Below are 15,900 nucleotides of genomic sequence, written 5' to 3'. Positions count from 1 at the left end.
CCCCGGTTCGCCGTCGTCGTCATCGGACCAGCACCTCCGTGCCGCGCAGCAGCGGCGTCAGCACCGAGGCGCCCAGGTCGCTGATCTCCCCCGGGTCGGTGCCGGCCTGGTAGCCCATGAGGCTCCGGACGAAGTCCAGCTCCGCGGTGGACCCCGCGAGGTCGGGGGGCAGCGAGTTGCCCGCGCTCCCCGGGTTCGGGTCGCCGGCGCCGTCGGGGACGTCGTCGGGACCGCGGCCGCCGAGGCAGTTCGGGTTGCCGGTGACCGGGTTGTCCACCGAGTCCACGCCGTCCTCCGGCGGGGTGGGGCAGTAGTACTCCCCGCGCTCGGCCGCCGCGATGAGCCCGTCGATGTCGTCCAGGCCCTGGCAGTCGGGCCCGGACCGGTCGATGTAGGCCGGCTGGTCGCCGGGCTGGTAGGGGTTCCGCGGCGGGAAGGAGACGGTGATGTTCAGGTTCAGCGCCGGGTCGCCGTCCCCGCCGAAGGCCTCGGTGATCATCGGGTTGAACCGGGTCAGGCCGTTGAGCAGGCACGGGTACTCCGGCGAGTACTCGGCCAGCAGCGACAGCACCGGCAGCGAGGTCTCCGCCAGCGAGATGAGGTTGGCCTCGTTCCGCTCCAGGAAGTCCGCCGCGGTGGCACCGGCCGCGTCGCCGACGGTGAAGGTGCGGCGCAGCTGCTCCTCCTGGTCGACCAGCGTCGTCGCGGTGACCGACAGGTCGTCGAGGACGTCGAGCAGGTCGTCGGCCGCGGCCTCGTAGGTGTCGGCGAAGTCGGCCAGCCCGGAGATGTCGGCCTGCAGCTCGGGCAGCACGGTGTTGAGCTCCCCGACGTAGCCCCCGACCGAGGCCAGGTTCTGCCCGAGCGACTCGCCGCGGCCCCGCAGCGCGCCGGCCACCGCGCCCAGGGTGTAGCTGATGTCCTGCGGCTCGACCGCCTGCAGGATCGGCAGCAGGTCGTCGATGACCCGCTGCAGCTCGATGGCGTTCTCGGTGCGGTCCTGCCCGATGACGTCGCCGTCGGCCAGCCGCTCGGCGCTGGGCTGCTCGGGCAGCACCAGGGCGACGTACCGCTCGCCGAACAGCGTCTTGGGCAGCAGCCGGGCGGTGACGTCGGCCGGGATCTGCTCGAGGAACTCCGGCCGGATCGCCAGCTCGATGGTGGCGCCGTCGGCGCTGGCCTCGACCTCGCGCACCTCCCCGACGATCATCCCGCGCACCTTGACGTCGGAGGTCTCCTGCAGCTGGTTGCCGGCGGTGTCGGTCTCGAGCAGCACGGTCGCCGTCGAGACGAACGCCTTCTGGTACAGCGCGACGGTCAGCCCCAGCAGCAGCGCCAGGACGACGAGGAAGGCCAGACCCTGCAGCCGGCGACGGAGCACCCGGCCCTTTCCACTGCTCATCGACGGTTCACCCCGCGATCCGGACGGTGGTGGTGGAGCCCCAGATGGCCAGCGACAGGAACAGGTCGATGACCATGACGGCGACGATCGAGAACCGCACCGCCCGGCCCACGGCCAGGCCGACGCCCGCGGGGCCGCCCGCGGCGCGGTAGCCGTAGTAGCAGTGGCTCAGGATGATCACCACGGCGAAGACGAGCACCTTCACGAACGACCACAGCACGTCCTGCGGCGGCAGGAAGAGGTTGAAGTAGTGGTCGTAGGTGCCGGCGGACTGCCCGTAGACCGTCGTGGTGATGGTGCGGGTGGCGAAGTAGCTGCACAGCAGGCCGATGACGTACAGCGGGATGACCGCGACGAAGCCGGCCACGATGCGGGTGGTGACGAGGAAGGGCAGCGACGGCACGCCCATGACCTCGAGGGCGTCGATCTCCTCGTTGATCCGCATCGCGCCGATCTGCGCGGTGAAGCCGCAGCCCACCGTCGCCGACAGCGCCAGCCCGGCGACCAGCGGCGCGATCTCCCGGGTGTTGAAGTACGCGGAGAGGAAGCCGGTGAAGGCCGAGGTGCCGAGCTGGTCGAGGGCGGCGTACCCCTGCAGGCCGACCTCGGTGCCGGTGAAGAAGGACAGGAAGCCGATGACGCCGACCGTGCCGCCGATGACGGCCAGCGCGCCGGAGCCGAAGCTGACCTCGGCCAGCAGCCGCGCGGTCTCCTTCTTGTAGCGGCGGAGGGTCCGCGGGGTCCAGCCCAGCGCCCGGCCGTAGAACGACAGCTGGTCGCCGAGGTCCTCCAGCGTGCCCATCGGCCGCTTGTAGACGGTGTTGACCAGCTTGCGGACGCCGACCCGCACGCGGTCGACGGGGTTGAGCAGCGCCATCACTGCCCCTTCGGCGGCACGAGCTGGAAGTAGATGGCCGTCATCACGAAGTTCACCGCGAACAGCAGCAGGAACGTGATGACGACCGACTGGTTGACCGCGTCGCCGACGCCCTTGGGCCCACCTCCGGCGCGCAGACCCTTGTACGAGGCGACGATGCCCGCGATCAACCCGAAGACCAGCGCCTTGATCTCGCCGGACCAGAAGTCCTCGACCTGGGCCAGCGCGCCGAACGAGGCCAGGTAGGCCCCCGGCGTCCCGCCCTGGAGGATGACGTTGAAGAAGTAGCCGCCCGCGACGCCGACGACGCTGACCAGGCCGTTGAGCAGCGTGGCGACCAGCATGGCGGCCAGCACCCGCGGCACGACGAGGCGCTGGATGGGGCTGATCCCCAGCACCTCCATGGCGTCGATCTCGTCGCGGATCTTGCGCGCCCCGAGGTCGGCGCAGATCGCCGAGCCGCCGGCGCCGGCGATGAGCAGCGCGGTGACGATCGGACTGGCCTCGCGCAGCACCGCCAGCACCGAGGCCGAGCCGGTGAACGACTGGGCACCCAGCTGGCGGGTCAGCGAGCCCAGCTGCAGGGCGATGACGGCGCCGAAGGGGATGGCGACCAGCGCCGTGGGCAGGATCGTGACGCTGGCGACGAACCAGGTCTGCTGGATGAACTCGCGCAGCTGGAACGGGCGCTTGGGCATCGCCCGGAAGGTGTCCAGCGCGAAGGCGAACAGGTTGCCGCTGGCCCGGATGGGCCGCAGCGGCGAGAGCTTCCCGTCGAGGAGGCCCGGCGCCTTCGGCTCGTGCGTGGCCGTCACGAGCCGCCCCGCGGGCCGGGCAGGACGCTCGTGTGCGCGCCGGCAGGCCGGCGCGCGCCGTCGGTGGCCCAGTGCCGGCCGCCGTCGCCGGCCGTCGGCTGGAAGACGCCGGCGTCGGCCTGGGCGAGCAGGTCGTCGGGCAGGGATCCGCGGATGGCCTCGGCGGTGTCGGGGTCGTAGGTGTGCAGCATCCGGGCCACGCGCTCCTGCCGGCGGCGGACCGCGCGGCGCTCGGGCAGCCCCGGCGAGGGGTCCAGCTGCGGCGGGACGGCGTCCCCGCCGGTGGCGCCCTTGGGGCCCACGCCGTTGTGCTGGTCGCCGCCGCGCGCCTCCAGGGCGGCCATCTCGGCCTCCACCTGGGCGACGTCCTTCTCCTCGCTCATGCCGATCGGCCCCTCGCGGCGGCCGTTGAGGAACTGGCGGACGACGGGCTCCTGGCTGGTCAGCAGCTGCTCGCGCGGCCCGAACATGGCCAGGTGCCGGCGGAAGAGCAGGCCGAGGTTGTCCGGGACGGTGCGGGCGGTGCCGATGTCGTGGGTGACGATGAGGAACGTCGCGTCGATCTGGGCGTTGAGGTCGACGATCAGCTGGTTGAGGTAGGCGACGCGGACCGGGTCGAGGCCGGAGTCCGGCTCGTCGAACAGGATGATCTCCGGGTCGAGCACCAGCGCGCGGGCCAGACCGGCGCGCTTGCGCATGCCGCCGGAGATCTCGCCCGGCAGCTTCCCCTCGGCGCCCTGCAGGCCGACCATGTCCATCTTCTCGAGGACGATCCGGCGGACCTCGGTCTCGCTCTTCCTGGTGTGCTCCCGCAGCGGGAAGGCGATGTTGTCGAACAGGTTCATCGAGCCGAACAGGGCGCCGTCCTGGAAGAGGACGCCGAACAGCTTCCGGATCTCGTAGAGCCGGTGCTCGCTGCAGGTCACGATGTCGGTGTCGCTGATGACGATCGAGCCGCGCTCGGGCTTGAGCAGCCCGACCAGGGACTTGAGGAACACCGACTTGCCGGTGCCCGAGGGGCCCAGCAGCACCGAGATCTCGCCGGGCGGCAGGGTGAGCGTGACGTCGCTCCAGATGTTCTGGCTGCCGAAGGACTTCGTCAGCCCCTCGACCTCGACCGCGACGCCCACCGTGGCCCTCCTCCTGCTCCGGCTCCGCTGCCGGTTCCGTGCCGCCATCGCCGGATCCCGGCAGGGCAGTCTGCAATCCCCCGGACGAACGCGCACGTCGGAGGCCCTGCGACCCTTCTCTACTCGCCAGTAACGACGATGACGGTGCAGAGGTTACGTGCGTCACGCCGGAGAAGTGACGCGGGTCGCCCGGCCAGGGGACACCCGCCCCCGCAGACGCCACAGGGGCCGCCCTCCCGGAGGAGGACGGCCCCTGTGGAGCACTCCGTGTGCGGGCCCCGTCCCGGGTCCCACCCTGAGCTAGCGAAGGGTGGGCAGGACGGGGTCCTTCACTTGACGGTGACGGTGGCGCCGGCGCCCTCGAGGGCGGCCTTGGCCTTCTCGGCAGCGTCCTTGGCGACCTTCTCCAGGACCGGCTTCGGCGCGCCGTCGACCAGGTCCTTGGCCTCCTTGAGGCCGAGCGAGGTCAGGCCGCGCACCTCCTTGATGACCTGGATCTTCTTGTCGCCGGCGCTCTCGAGGATGACGTCGAACTCGTCCTGCTCCTCGGCAGCGGCAGCGTCGCCACCGCCGCCACCGGCGGCCGGGGCGGCCGCGACGGCGACCGGGGCAGCGGCGGTGACCTCGAAGGTCTCCTCGAACTGCTTGACGAAGTCGGACAGCTCGAGAAGCGTCATCTCCTTGAACGCGTCGAGCAGCTCCGCGGTGGACAGCTTGGCCATGATCTCTCCTTCTGGGGTCAGTCGGTGCTGGCCGCGGCGTCCGCGGCGTCAGCGGTGTCGGTGTCGGTGGTGTCAGCAGCAGCGGAGTCGGCGCCCTCGGCGGGCTTCTTCTCCTGCAGCGCGGCGGCGAGGCGGGCGACCTGCGACAGCGGGGCCTGGAACAGCCCGGCGGCCTTGGTGAGGTTGCCCTTCATCGCGCCGGCCAGCTTCGCGAGGAGCACGTCACGCGGCTCGACGTCGGCGAGGGCGGTGACCTCACCGGCGTCGACGGTGCGGCCCTCGACGACGCCACCCTTGATGACGAGCAGCGGGTTGGCGCGCGCGAAGTCCCGGATCGCCTTGGCGGCCTCGACCGGGTCACCCTCGATGAAGGCGATCGCGGTGGGGCCGTTGAGCAGCGGAGCGAGGTCGGAGTGACCGACCGCGTCCGCCGCACGCTTCGTCAGGGTGTTCTTGACGACGGCGTAGCTGCTGCCCGCACCGAGGGAACGGCGCAGCTGGGTCAGCTGCGCCACGGTCAGCCCGCGGTACTCGGTGAGCACGGCCGCGCTGGACTTCTGGAACCGCTCGGTGATCTCGTCGATCACCGCGGCCTTCGCCTGCGTGGGCATGGGCCTCCTCTCGTCTGTCGGGCGACCACCGGCCGGTGCACGACGGCGGGCGATCCACGGCCCCGGAGACGAGGAACGCCCCGGCGCAGGGCGCACGGGGCGAGGGCGGGCACGCGGTGGCGCCCGGCGATCGAACCGTCCTCCTGCGCGGGCCGCCCGGTGTTCCGGGACCTTCGATCGCACGCGGACGTGCGACGACCAGCGGTCGTGGGATGAACGACGTCGAGAGTACGCCATCTCCGGACGGAGGCGGCGGCCACCCCGGTCGCGCGAACGCCGAGGGCCCCGCCGCGCGATGCGCAGCGGGGCCCTCAGCGACGAACCCGGAGGCCTCCTCGCAGGGGGCGAGGAGGTCCTTCCTCAGGCGGTGGGCTCGTCCACCGTCAGGTTGCGGGTGCGGTTCGGGTCGACCGGGATGCCGGGGCCCATGGTGGTCGAGATGGTGACCTTCTTCAGGTACCGGCCCTTGGCCGCGGCCGGCTTGGCCCGCAGGACCTCGTCGAGCGCGGCGGCGTAGTTCTCGACCAGCTTGGTCTCGTCGAACGAGGTCTTGCCGATCACCAGGTGCAGGTTGGCCTGCTTGTCGACGCGGAAGTTGATCTTCCCGCCCTTGATGTCGTTGACGGCCTTGGTGACGTCGGGGGTCACGGTGCCGGTCTTCGGGTTCGGCATCAGGCCGCGGGGGCCGAGGATGCGGGCGATCCGGCCGACCTTGGCCATCTGGTCGGGGGTGGCGATCGCCGCGTCGAAGTCCAGGAAACCGCCCTGGATGCGCTCGATCAGGTCGTCCGAGCCGACGACGTCGGCGCCGGCGGCCTCGGCCTCGGCGGCCTTGTCACCGGTCGCGAAGACGATGACGCGGGCGGTCTTGCCGGTGCCGTGCGGCAGGTTGACCGTGCCGCGGACCATCTGGTCGGCCTTGCGGGGGTCGACACCGAGGCGCATCGCGACCTCGACGGTGGCGTCGTAGGCCGTCGGCGACGTGTCCTTCGCCAGCGTGGCGGCCTGGAGCGGGGAGTACAGGTTCTCGCGGTCGACCTTCGCGGCCGCCTCGCGGTACTTCTTGCCGTGCTTCGCCATGGTGGTTCCTCTCCCCCGGACACTGCCGGGGATCGCGTGGTGCACGGGCCTGGCCGGCCCTCCCACGTGGTGACTGGAAGGACCTCGTCCTCCTCGCCCCGCACACGCTGGGGGCGAGCCTCGGAACGAGGCCGTTACTGGACGGTGATGCCCATCGACCGGGCGGTGCCGGCGATGATCTTCTCCGCCTCGTCGAGCGAGTTGGCGTTCAGGTCGGCCATCTTGGTCTGCGCGATCTCGCGGACCTGGTCACGGGTGACCGTGGCGACCTTGGTCTTGTGCGGCTCGCCGGAGCCCTTCTCGATCCCGGCGGCCTTGAGCAGCATGCGCGCGGCCGGCGGGGTCTTGGTGACGAAGGTGAACGAGCGGTCCTCGAAGACCGAGATCTCGACCGGGACCACGTTGCCGCGCTGCGACTCGGTGGCGGCGTTGTACGCCTTGCAGAACTCCATGATGTTGACGCCGTGCTGGCCGAGCGCCGGACCCACGGGCGGGGCGGGGGTGGCCGCACCGGCGTTGATCTGGAGCTTGATGACCGCGGTCAACCGCTTCCTGGGGGGCATGACTTCCTTCTTCTTCTGTGGCCTGCCTGTACGGGGCCCGGATCAGATCTTGCTGACCTGGGTGAAGGACAGCTCGACGGGCGTCTCGCGCCCGAAGATGGAGACCAGGACCTGCAGCTTCTGCTGCTCGGCGTTGATCTCGTTGATGGTCGCCGGGAGGGTGGCGAACGGGCCGTCCATGACGGTCACCGACTCACCGATCTCGAAGTCGACGACCGCGACCGGGGCCGCAGCGGCCGCCGGGGCCTCCGCCGCCTTGGGCGCCTGCGGCGTGGTGGCCGGCGCCAGGATCTTCACGACCTCGTCGAGGGTGAGCGGGGACGGCCGCGAGGTCGCGCCGACGAAGCCGGTGACGCCGGGGGTGTTGCGCACCGCGCCCCACGACTCGTCGTTGAGCTCCATGCGGACCAGCAGGTAGCCGGGGAAGACCTTCCGGTTGACCTGCGTGCGCTTGCCGTTCTTGATCTCGGTGACCTCCTCGGTGGGCACCTCGATCTGGTAGATGTAGTCCTCCATGTCCAGCGACTGGATGCGGGACTCGAGGTTGGTCTTCACCTTGTTCTCGTAGCCCGCGTAGGAGTGCACGACGTACCAGTCGCCGGGCGCGATCCGCAGCGCCTTGCGCAGCGCCTCGACCGGGTCCTCGTCCTCCGCCGGCTCCTCGGTCGCCGGGACGGCCAGCGGGTCGGTGGCCAGGCTGGCGGGGTCGCCGCTCTCCACCTCCGGCACCACGTCGGCGACCTCGGTGGCGGTGTCCTGGTCGGCGGTGTCCGAGGACCCCTCGGCCGAACCGATCTCGCCGGCGCCGGTCTCGAGGTCCACGCTGCCGCGCTCGTCGATCCGGGCGTCGTCGAGGTCGGTCGCCGGGACGGCGCTGTCGGTCTCGAAGGGCTCGCGGGGGTCGGTCACGGGGATCTCTTCCTTGTCGTCTCGTGTGGTGCGTCGGGCGTGGGTCAGCCGAAGACGGCCAGCACGCCCTGGGCGAAGAGCAGGTCCAGGCCGGCCACCAGCGCGACGATGAAGGCCACGAAGACGATGACGACGGTCGTGTAGGTGATCAGCTCCCGGCGGCCGGGCCAGATGACCTTGCGCAGCTCCGCGACGACCTCGCGGAGGAAGCGCCGCAGGCTGCGCTTCTGCCGGATCTCGTCGGCACGGGCGCGCTCGGCGGCCGCGCGCGACCGGGTGCCGGCGCCCTCGGCGCTGCGGCCCGCCGGGCGGGAGGGGGTGCGCTCGCGGGCGGCGCGGCGGATGCGCGGGGCGGCCGGCTCGTCGTCGTCCTCGTCGTCGTCACCGGCGGTGATCCGGCCACCGCGGCGGCGCGCCGGACGGGGAACGACCTTGTCCTCGTCGGCCTCGGCCTCGGCGGCCAGCTCGGCCTCCGCGGCCTCGAGCTCGGCGGCGTCGTCGACCCCGGGGGCCTCGCGGTCGAGCTGCTCGTCGGTCAGCTCGGCGTCGGAGGAGGCACGGGGGTCGTCCCCGGGTCCCCGCTTCTCGTCGCTCACTGCGCCTCGCTCGCCTCGTGGTGGTGGCCGCCGGAGGGGCCCTCGGTCCGGTGTCGCTGGTCGTGCTCGTGGTCTCGCGCGTGCTCGCCCCCGGCGTCGACGCCGGCGGCACGGGCAGGGGTGACAGGACTTGAACCTGCAGCCTGCGGTTTTGGAGACCGCTGCTCTGCCAATTGAGCTACACCCCTGTGGGGACGCTGTGCCCGCCGCGACCGCGCCGGGCCCCGAGGGGATCCGGGGCACGCCGGTGGCGGGGTCAACTGCCCCAGGACAGCCAGTGTACGGGACCGCCGGAGGGTGGGGCCAACGTCCTCCCGACCGGCCACGCCGAGCGGGTCGCCCGGCGCCGGCCGGGGCGGGGACCGGCCGGGTATCGGGGCGACCGGGGCGGCCCGGCTTTGACACGATGGGGCCCATGACTGCCGTCTCCTCGCCGGAGCCCGCCGCCCCGTCCGACCTGCCGCCGGCCCAGCGCCGGATCTCGCGCCGCATCGGCGCGATCGCGGAGTCCGCCACGCTGGCGGTCGACGCCAAGGCCAAGGCGCTCAAGGCGGCGGGCAAGCCGGTGATCGGGTTCGGCGCCGGCGAGCCGGATTTCCCGACCCCCGACTACATCGTCGAGGCCGCCGTGGCCGCCTGCCGGCAGCCGGCGATGCACCGGTACACCCCCGCGGGCGGGCTGCCGGCGCTCAAGGAGGCGGTCGCGGCCAAGACCGCCCGCGACTCGGGCCTGCAGGTCTCCCCCGCCCAGGTGCTGATCACCAACGGCGGCAAGCAGGCGGTCTACGAGGCCTTCGCCACGATGCTGGACCCGGGCGACGAGGTGCTGGTGCCCGCGCCGTACTGGACGACCTACCCCGAGGCCATCGCGCTGGCCGGTGGCGTGCCGGTGCCGGTGGTCGCCGACGAGGAGAGCGGGTACCTGGTGTCGGTCGCCCAGCTCGAGGCCGCCCGGACGCCGCGCACCAAGGTGCTGCTGTTCTGCTCGCCGTCCAACCCGACCGGCGCGGTCTACCCGCCCGACCTGGTCGAGGAGATCGGCCGGTGGGCGCTGGAGAACGGCCTGTGGGTGCTCACCGACGAGATCTACGAGCACCTGACCTACGGCGGGGTGACCGCGCCGTCGATGCCCGTGGTCGTGCCCGAGCTCGCCGACCGCTGCGTGGTCGTCAACGGTGTCGCCAAGACCTACGCCATGACCGGCTGGCGGGTGGGCTGGATCGTGGGCCCCACCGACGTGGTGAAGGCCGCGACCAACCTGCAGTCGCACGCCACCTCGAACGTCGCCAACGTCTCCCAGGCGGCGGCGATCGCCGCGCTGACCGGCGACCTGTCCGCGGTGGCCACGATGCGGGAGGCCTTCGACCGGCGCCGGCAGACCATCGTGTCGATGCTGCGGGAGATCCCCGGGGTGGCCTGCCCCGAGCCGCAGGGGGCCTTCTACGTCTACCCGTCGGTCAAGGGCCTGCTGGGCCGGCCGATCAACGGCCGTACCGCGTCGACCAGCGTGGAGCTCGCCGGGCTGATCCTGGAGGAGGCCGAGGTGGCCGTCGTCCCGGGCGAGGCGTTCGGCACCCCGGGCTACCTGCGGATGTCCTACGCCCTCGGTGACGACGACCTGATCGAGGGCGTCTCCCGCATGCAGCGGCTGCTGGGCGCCGCGAGCTGAGCGAGCGGGCCCCCGGTGCGGGCCTACTCGGGCAGGTCGTCCTCGGTGAGGGCACCGGCGTCGAGCAGGACCTGCAGCGCCGCCGGGAGGTCGGCCAGGGCCGCCGCGACGTCGTCCGGCGTCGCGGTGGTCCAGGCGTTGGCGTCCACGTAGCAGCGGATCGCGGCGTCGAACGCCTCGGCGCCGGCGGCCTCCCGGGCGGCCAGCAGCGCCGCGCCGCCCTTGGCGTAGACCTGGTTGCCGTACTGGCGGCCGGAGTCGAAGGCGGTCATGGGGGCCCCGACCGGGCCGGGCACCGCCAGGGCGCGCTCGATGCCGGCCTGCGAGGGCTGGCCGGCGACCGACTCCGCGTACGTGGCGAAGCCCTCGTCCAGCCACGGGTCGCGGAACTGGGAGTCGCCGACCATCCCGTAGAAGTACATGTGGGCGACCTCGTGCAGCAGCACCTGCTGGTTGGCCCCGGCCATCAGGATCGAGCTCGGGTACTCGATCCCGCCGCCGTAGTCGGGCAGCAGCGGCACGGTGAGCGTCGCGTACGGGAAGGGCCCGAAGCGCTCCTCGAGGGCCGCGATGGACTCGACGGTCCACTGCGCCATCTGCTCGGCGGTGGCGTCGGGATCGGGCAGGACGCCGGCCGTGACCTCCACCCCGCCGGGCGTGGTGACCGTGGCGGTGTCGAACTCGCCCACGGCGACGCTGACGTCGCGGGCCACCGGCTCCTCCGACGTCCAGGTGCGCCGGCCGTCCTCGGGCTCGGAGGGGTCGTCCTGGTCGCCGGTCATGAGCACGGTGAGGTCCTCGGGCGCCGTGACGCTGATCGTCGTGTCGGCGACCGGGCTGCTCGAGGTCTCCCCCAGGACGTCGACGAACGGGTCGCGGGCCCAGCCCACGCCGGGCTCCCAGGCCAGCAGGGGGGCGCCGCTGGCCCACCAGGAGACCCCGGGCGCGGTGCCGAACCGCTCGAAGCCGCCGCTGCCCAGCGTCAGCGTGAAGTCCAGCTCCACCTCGGTCGGGTCGCCGGGCTGCAGCTCGTCGTCGAGGGCGATGACGTAGAGCCCGCCGGGCTCCGCGGCGCCGGCGGACTCGTAGCCCGCGGCCGCGACGTCGTCGCCCCGGACGTCGTCGACGGTCAGGCCGTTGCCCTCCTGCTCCGAGGGCCCGTTCGGCGTGAGCCGGAAGACCAGCTCGTCGGTGGCGACGTCGGGGGTGAAGACGACGGTCTCGGTGCCGGTGACCGTGCGCAGGTCGTCGGCGAGGGTGTACTCGAGGTCGACGACCGGCCGGTCCGGGTCGGGCTCGGCGCGCTCGGCCGGGCAGCCGCCCTCCTCGGCGGCCGGCGGGGCCTCGGCCGACGGCGTCGCGGACGCGGCGGCCTCGGCGGCCAGCGTGTCGGCGAAGGAGGTCACCCCGCAGCCGGGCAGCACCAGCAGGAGCGGGAGGACGGCGAGGGTGCGGCGGCGGCCGCTCACCCGAGCTGCACCACGGCCCGGGCCAGGGAGAGGACCTTCTCCCCGTTGCTGGTGACGGTGAGGTCGACGCGGACCCGCCCGCCGTCGAGGACGGCGGCCACCCGCCCGCGCACGGTGACCTCGGTGCCGGTGTCGTCGTCCGGCACGACGACCGGCCGGCCGAACCGCACCTGGTACTCGGCGATCGCGCCGGGGCCGCCGGCCCAGGCGGTCACCGCGCGGCCGGCGAGGGCCATCGTGAACATGCCGTGGGCGATGACGCCCGGCAGGCCGACGGAGGTGGCGACCCGGTCGCTCCAGTGGATGGGGTTGAAATCGCCCGAGGCGCCGGCGTAGCGGACCAGGTCGGCCCGGGTGACGCGGTAGGTCTGCTCGGGCAGCTCGGTGCCGACCTCGACGTCGCCGGCCCGGACGCTCACGCCGTCCCCCGGGCCACGAGCATCGAGATCGCGGTGCAGACGGCCTCGCCGTCCTCGGCCACGACGTCGACCCGGGTGGTCAGCATGTCGTTGCCGGCCACGGTGCGCACCGCCTCGACGGTCGTGGTGGCCACCAGCCGGTCACCGGCACGGATCGGCCGGTGGTGGGTGAAGCGCTGCTCGCCGTGGACGACGCGGCTGTAGTCCAGCTCGACGTCGGGGTCGGCGAGCACCACCTGGGCGGCCTCGAGGGTCAGCACGATGGCGAAGGTGGGCGGCGCGACGACGTCGGGGTGGCCGGCGGCGCGGGCGGCCTCGGCATCGGTGTGCACCGGGTCGGTCTCACCGATCGCCGCGGCGAACTCCGCGAGCTTGACCCGGCCGACCTCGTAGACGGCGGAGGGCGGGTAGCTGCGCCCGACCAGTCCTGCATCCAGCGCCATGCTCCCGCCCTCCTGCCGTCCCCGGCCGCCGCGTCAGGGCCGCTCGGTCAGCGGGTCTCGCGGTGGACCGTGTGCTTCCGGTCCGTCGGGCAGTACTTCTTCAGCTCGAGCCGGTCGGGGTCGTTCCGCCGGTTCTTGCGGGTGATGTAGTTGCGGTTCTTGCACTCCTGGCAGGCCAGGGTGATCTTCGGACGGACGTCGGTGGCTGCCATGGAGGCTCTCCTAGCCTTGTCGGTTCGTGGCGGCTGCTGCCGACACGACGACGGACCCCGGGGAACCGGGGTCCGTCTGCAGTAGCGGTGACCGGACTTGAACCGGTGACACAGCGATTATGAGCCGCTTGCTCTACCAGGCTGAGCTACACCGCCGGGATGACCGCGCGGCCCGGTCTCGCGACTGGACCGGCTGGTCACTTCTGATGCTAGAGCCCCTTTACGGAATCGAACCGTAGACCTTCTCCTTACCATGGAGACGCTCTGCCGACTGAGCTAAAGGGGCGTGCTCTGCGAGCCGTCGAGAACTGTACCCGACGTCCGCGGGGGTCCTGCAGCGGGGTCCTCCGGGTGGCTCAGGTCCGCACGAACAGCCGCCGGTGCGTGGCTCCCGGAGCGGCGGAGCGGACGCCGGCCCGGGCCAGCAGCCAGCTCTCCAGCCGGTCGTCGGGCAGCGGCCGGCTGACCAGGAAGCCCTGCAGCTTGTCGCAGCCCATGTCGGCCAGCGCGTTGCGGGTGAGCTCGTCCTCGACGCCCTCGGCCACCACGCGCAGGCCCAGGTTGTGCGCCAGCTCGATGATCGAGCGGGCGATGAACGACTCCCCCTGGCTGGTCGACATGCCCAGCACGAAGGACTTGTCGATCTTGACCTCGTCGATGGGCAGCTGGCGCAGCTGCGACAGCGACGAGTAGCCGGTGCCGAAGTCGTCCATCGACAGCCGCAGGCCGAGGGCGTGCAGGTCGGCCAGGACGGTGCTGCTGCGCACCGAGTCGTCGACGACGCTGCCCTCGGTGAGCTCCAGGGTGAGCAGCTCCCCGGGCACGCCGTGCCGGCGCAGCGCCCGGCGCACCCGCTCGACGAGGTCGGGCTCGGTGAGGCAGCGCGCCGAGAGGTTGACCGCGACCGACAGCGAGATGTCCTCGTCCAGCCAGCGGCGGCAGCGGGCCAGCGCCAGGTCGAGCACGTGGTCGGTGAGGGGGCCGATCCGGCCGATCTGCTCGGCCAGGTGGATGAACTCGTCGGGGGCGATCGCGCCGTAGCGCGGGTGCGCCCACCGCACGAGGGTCTCCACCGAGACGATGTCGGAGGTGCGGGCGTCGATGATCGGCTGGAAGACGACGCTGATCTGGCCGTCGGCCATCGCCTGCTCGAGCTCGGTGCCCAGCTGCAGCCGGCGGAGGCTCTGCTGGTCGAGCACCGGGTGGTAGCTGGCCACGCCGTTGCCGGCGGCGGCGGCGAGCAGCGCGACGTCGGCGCGCTGCATGAGGGTGCCGCTGTCGGTGCCGTGCACGGGGGCGGCGGCGACGCCGATGGTCAGGGTGACCTCGAGGTCCAGGCCGGCCACCCTCGCGCGGGTCGAGGTGGCCTCGCGCAGCCGGCGGGCGGCGCGCTCGGTGGCCGCCAGCGACAGCCCGGGCAGCAGGACGGCGAACTGCTCGCCCTCCATGCGGGCCACGAGGGCCTGCGGCGGGGCGTGCTCGCGCAGCAGCCCGGAGGTGACCAGCAGCAGCTCGTCGCTGGCGGCGTGCCCGAGGGTGTCGGTGACCTCGGTGTAGTTGTCCAGCGCGGCGAGGATCAGGCCGGCCCGCGCGGACACGGGGTCGGTGGCCAGCATCGCGTCGATCTCGGCGGCCAGCCGCTGGCGGTTGGGCAGGCCGGTCAGCCGGTCGTGGTCGGCGTCGTAGCGGATCTGGGTGAGCAGCTGCTGCTGCCGGATCGCCGCGTTGATGTGCGTGATCATCGAGACCAGCGCGCTGCGGTCGCCGTCGCCCCACGACAGGGTCTCGTGGCGCCGGTCGCAGACCTCCAGGTACCCCGGCTCGCCGGCCGCGGTGGTGATGGCGGCACCGAGGAGGTCGGAGGCCCCGCGGCGGGCCAGCGCCTGGGCCTCCTGCTCGTCGGCGCGGGCGGCCGACACGAGCAGCGGCACCCCGGTGGGGCTGCTGGTCGCGCGGCGGCGGAAGAGGTCGTCGGGGTCGCCCGGGCCGTCGTACCACTCCTCGTTGTCCGAGGCGACGACCAGGCGGGGCCCCTCGTCGAGGTAGGGGGGCAGCCACAGCGCCACCCGCTCGGCGTTGAGCAGCTCCCGGACGGCGACGACGATCTGCCGGGCGCCGTCCTCGTCGGGGGTGACCTGCTCGACCTCGCGGGCGAACTCGTAGACCTTCTCCAGGTCCTGCCCCTCGCGCGTGACGGCGGCGAACCGCCGGTAGAGCAGCACCAGGCCGGCGAAGAGCGGGGCGATGAGCAGCAGCGACCAGGCCGTGACGCTCACCAGCAGGAGCACCGACAGGCCGACCAGCACCGCCATCGGCGTGACCGTGAACGTGGTGAGGAGCAGGCTGGTCCACAGCGCACGGCCCGGGTAGCCCTGGGTGGCGATGATGGCCAGCCGGATGGCACCGCCACCGGCCAGCGTGGCCAGGACGATCGCGACCAGCGCGTGCACCCACGTCGAGGGCGAGGAGACCGCGCCCAGCGGCAGCACCCAGCCGACGGCGGTGGCGACGCAGACCTCGAGGACGGCGACCGCGGCGTTGACCGCCACCTTGGAGGGGGCGAAGCGCTGGGCGACGCAGACACCACCGACGGCGACCGCGCGGGCCAGCGCCGTCCAGGTGGGGCCCATCTCGACGAGTGCCACGACGAAGGCCAGCTCGGTCGCCGAGAGCGAGACGCCGTGCCGGCGGAACTCGAAGGTCAGGTTGTAGCACTCGGCGATGACCAGGGCGAAGAGCACGCCGAGCAGGGCCAGCGGCGCCACCGGGTCGAAGCGGGCGGGCAGCACGAGCAGGGCGACGGGCAGGGTGAGCGCCACGCTCGTCCACGCCACGACGGAGGGCCCCAGCGTGGGGACGGCCCGTCGGGGCGCCGGGGCGTCCTGCTTGGCCACTGCTACCTGCAATCAGCCGGGGGAAAGGGCGCGCCGAGGCTAACAGCGGAGAAGCGCCCGCCGAGGGGTCCGACGGCTCCGCCCACCCC

The 15,900-nt window shown here is 72.7% G+C and carries 16 protein-coding genes and 3 tRNA genes; 1 reads left to right on the top strand and 18 read right to left on the bottom strand.

Translation table 11 applies throughout. The annotated features are described in order from the left end of the window. Positions 1-19 precede the first annotated feature (19 nt). The 11 genes from ACI79R_RS03220 to ACI79R_RS03170 form a co-directional block, all read right to left on the bottom strand. Positions 20-1,402 carry an MCE family protein gene (locus ACI79R_RS03220; RefSeq protein ID WP_456572129.1) on the bottom strand — a complete coding sequence of 461 codons (1,383 nt, stop codon included), beginning with the start codon at positions 1,400-1,402 and terminating at the stop codon, positions 20-22. A gap of 7 nt (positions 1,403-1,409) precedes the next feature. Then, the gene (locus ACI79R_RS03215) at positions 1,410-2,279 is read right to left on the bottom strand and encodes an MlaE family ABC transporter permease (RefSeq protein WP_456572128.1); all 870 of its coding nucleotides are present in this window, start codon (positions 2,277-2,279) and stop codon (positions 1,410-1,412) included. Continuing rightward, positions 2,279-3,094 (bottom strand): MlaE family ABC transporter permease, encoded by an 816-nt coding sequence (locus tag ACI79R_RS03210; RefSeq protein ID WP_456572127.1) that lies wholly within the window; start codon positions 3,092-3,094, stop codon positions 2,279-2,281. Before ACI79R_RS03210 ends, ACI79R_RS03215 begins: the two co-directional genes overlap by 1 nt. Next, a complete protein-coding gene (locus tag ACI79R_RS03205; RefSeq protein WP_456572126.1) occupies positions 3,091-4,224 on the bottom strand; it encodes an ABC transporter ATP-binding protein in 1,134 nt (377 codons plus the stop codon). The genes ACI79R_RS03210 and ACI79R_RS03205 overlap by 4 nt, the downstream gene beginning before the upstream one ends. Positions 4,225-4,553: 329 nt before the next feature. Next, complete coding sequence (gene rplL / locus ACI79R_RS03200) at positions 4,554-4,946, bottom strand: 50S ribosomal protein L7/L12 (protein WP_456572125.1); 393 nt, start codon at positions 4,944-4,946, stop codon at positions 4,554-4,556. 17 nt (positions 4,947-4,963) lie between these two features. After that, positions 4,964-5,557 carry a 50S ribosomal protein L10 gene (rplJ, locus tag ACI79R_RS03195; RefSeq protein ID WP_456572124.1) on the bottom strand — a complete coding sequence of 198 codons (594 nt, stop codon included), beginning with the start codon at positions 5,555-5,557 and terminating at the stop codon, positions 4,964-4,966. Between the two features lie 360 nt (positions 5,558-5,917). Then, the gene (rplA, locus tag ACI79R_RS03190; RefSeq protein ID WP_456572123.1) at positions 5,918-6,637 is read right to left on the bottom strand and encodes a 50S ribosomal protein L1; all 720 of its coding nucleotides are present in this window, start codon (positions 6,635-6,637) and stop codon (positions 5,918-5,920) included. 134 nt (positions 6,638-6,771) lie between these two features. Next, positions 6,772-7,200 (bottom strand): 50S ribosomal protein L11, encoded by a 429-nt coding sequence (gene rplK / locus ACI79R_RS03185; RefSeq protein ID WP_456572122.1) that lies wholly within the window; start codon positions 7,198-7,200, stop codon positions 6,772-6,774. Positions 7,201-7,242: 42 nt separating this feature from the next. Beyond that, a complete protein-coding gene (gene nusG / locus ACI79R_RS03180; RefSeq protein WP_456572121.1) occupies positions 7,243-8,109 on the bottom strand; it encodes a transcription termination/antitermination protein NusG in 867 nt (288 codons plus the stop codon). Positions 8,110-8,153: 44 nt separating this feature from the next. Continuing rightward, on the bottom strand, positions 8,154-8,705 hold the full coding sequence (gene secE / locus ACI79R_RS03175; protein WP_456572120.1) for a preprotein translocase subunit SecE: 552 nt from the start codon (positions 8,703-8,705) through the stop codon (positions 8,154-8,156). Between the two features lie 115 nt (positions 8,706-8,820). After that, a tRNA-Trp gene (locus ACI79R_RS03170) sits at positions 8,821-8,893 on the bottom strand. 227 nt (positions 8,894-9,120) lie between these two features. Between ACI79R_RS03170 and ACI79R_RS03165 the strand changes: the two genes are divergently transcribed. Beyond that, positions 9,121-10,374 (top strand): pyridoxal phosphate-dependent aminotransferase, encoded by a 1,254-nt coding sequence (locus ACI79R_RS03165; protein WP_456572119.1) that lies wholly within the window; start codon positions 9,121-9,123, stop codon positions 10,372-10,374. Positions 10,375-10,397: 23 nt separating this feature from the next. Here the strand turns inward: ACI79R_RS03165 and ACI79R_RS03160 are convergent, their stop codons facing one another. From ACI79R_RS03160 to ACI79R_RS03130, 7 genes are all read right to left on the bottom strand, one after another. Continuing rightward, positions 10,398-11,843, bottom strand: a complete 1,446-nt coding sequence (locus ACI79R_RS03160; protein ID WP_456572118.1) for a M1 family aminopeptidase — start codon at positions 11,841-11,843, stop codon at positions 10,398-10,400. Beyond that, positions 11,840-12,262, bottom strand: coding sequence for a MaoC family dehydratase (locus ACI79R_RS03155; protein WP_456572117.1), 423 nt, complete (start codon positions 12,260-12,262; stop codon positions 11,840-11,842). The genes ACI79R_RS03160 and ACI79R_RS03155 overlap by 4 nt, the downstream gene beginning before the upstream one ends. Then, complete coding sequence (locus ACI79R_RS03150) at positions 12,259-12,705, bottom strand: FAS1-like dehydratase domain-containing protein (RefSeq protein ID WP_456572116.1); 447 nt, start codon at positions 12,703-12,705, stop codon at positions 12,259-12,261. The genes ACI79R_RS03155 and ACI79R_RS03150 overlap by 4 nt, the downstream gene beginning before the upstream one ends. Before the next feature lie 47 nt (positions 12,706-12,752). Next, positions 12,753-12,917, bottom strand: a complete 165-nt coding sequence (gene rpmG, locus ACI79R_RS03145) for a 50S ribosomal protein L33 (RefSeq protein ID WP_152731633.1) — start codon at positions 12,915-12,917, stop codon at positions 12,753-12,755. An 82-nt stretch (positions 12,918-12,999) separates the two neighbouring features. Then, positions 13,000-13,073: transfer RNA gene (locus ACI79R_RS03140), tRNA-Met, on the bottom strand. A gap of 57 nt (positions 13,074-13,130) precedes the next feature. Further along, positions 13,131-13,203 (bottom strand) — tRNA-Thr (locus tag ACI79R_RS03135). Between the two features lie 70 nt (positions 13,204-13,273). Then, positions 13,274-15,751: a putative bifunctional diguanylate cyclase/phosphodiesterase gene (locus ACI79R_RS03130; RefSeq protein WP_456572115.1), complete on the bottom strand. Its 2,478-nt coding sequence runs from the start codon at positions 15,749-15,751 to the stop codon at positions 13,274-13,276. Between the last annotated feature and the right edge of the window lie 149 nt (positions 15,752-15,900).

The organism is Blastococcus sp. SYSU D00820 (assembly GCF_054050695.1).
This window is presented reverse-complemented; position numbering and strand designations above follow the sequence as displayed.

What these genes read in the sequence shown, in the direction of transcription:
- ACI79R_RS03220 (WP_456572129.1), bottom strand. Translation starts at nt 1,402, where the DNA reads ATGAGCAGTGGAAAGGGCCGGGTGCTCCGTCGCCGGCTGCAGGGTCTG.
- ACI79R_RS03215 (WP_456572128.1), bottom strand. Translation starts at nt 2,279, where the DNA reads ATGGCGCTGCTCAACCCCGTCGACCGCGTGCGGGTCGGCGTCCGCAAG.
- rplL (WP_456572125.1), bottom strand. Translation starts at nt 4,946, where the DNA reads ATGGCCAAGCTGTCCACCGCGGAGCTGCTCGACGCGTTCAAGGAGATG.
- rplJ (WP_456572124.1), bottom strand. Translation starts at nt 5,557, where the DNA reads ATGCCCACGCAGGCGAAGGCCGCGGTGATCGACGAGATCACCGAGCGG.
- rplA (WP_456572123.1), bottom strand. Translation starts at nt 6,637, where the DNA reads ATGGCGAAGCACGGCAAGAAGTACCGCGAGGCGGCCGCGAAGGTCGAC.
- rplK (WP_456572122.1), bottom strand. Translation starts at nt 7,200, where the DNA reads ATGCCCCCCAGGAAGCGGTTGACCGCGGTCATCAAGCTCCAGATCAAC.
- ACI79R_RS03165 (WP_456572119.1), top strand. Translation starts at nt 9,121, where the DNA reads ATGACTGCCGTCTCCTCGCCGGAGCCCGCCGCCCCGTCCGACCTGCCG.
- ACI79R_RS03150 (WP_456572116.1), bottom strand. Translation starts at nt 12,705, where the DNA reads ATGGCGCTGGATGCAGGACTGGTCGGGCGCAGCTACCCGCCCTCCGCC.
- rpmG (WP_152731633.1), bottom strand. Translation starts at nt 12,917, where the DNA reads ATGGCAGCCACCGACGTCCGTCCGAAGATCACCCTGGCCTGCCAGGAG.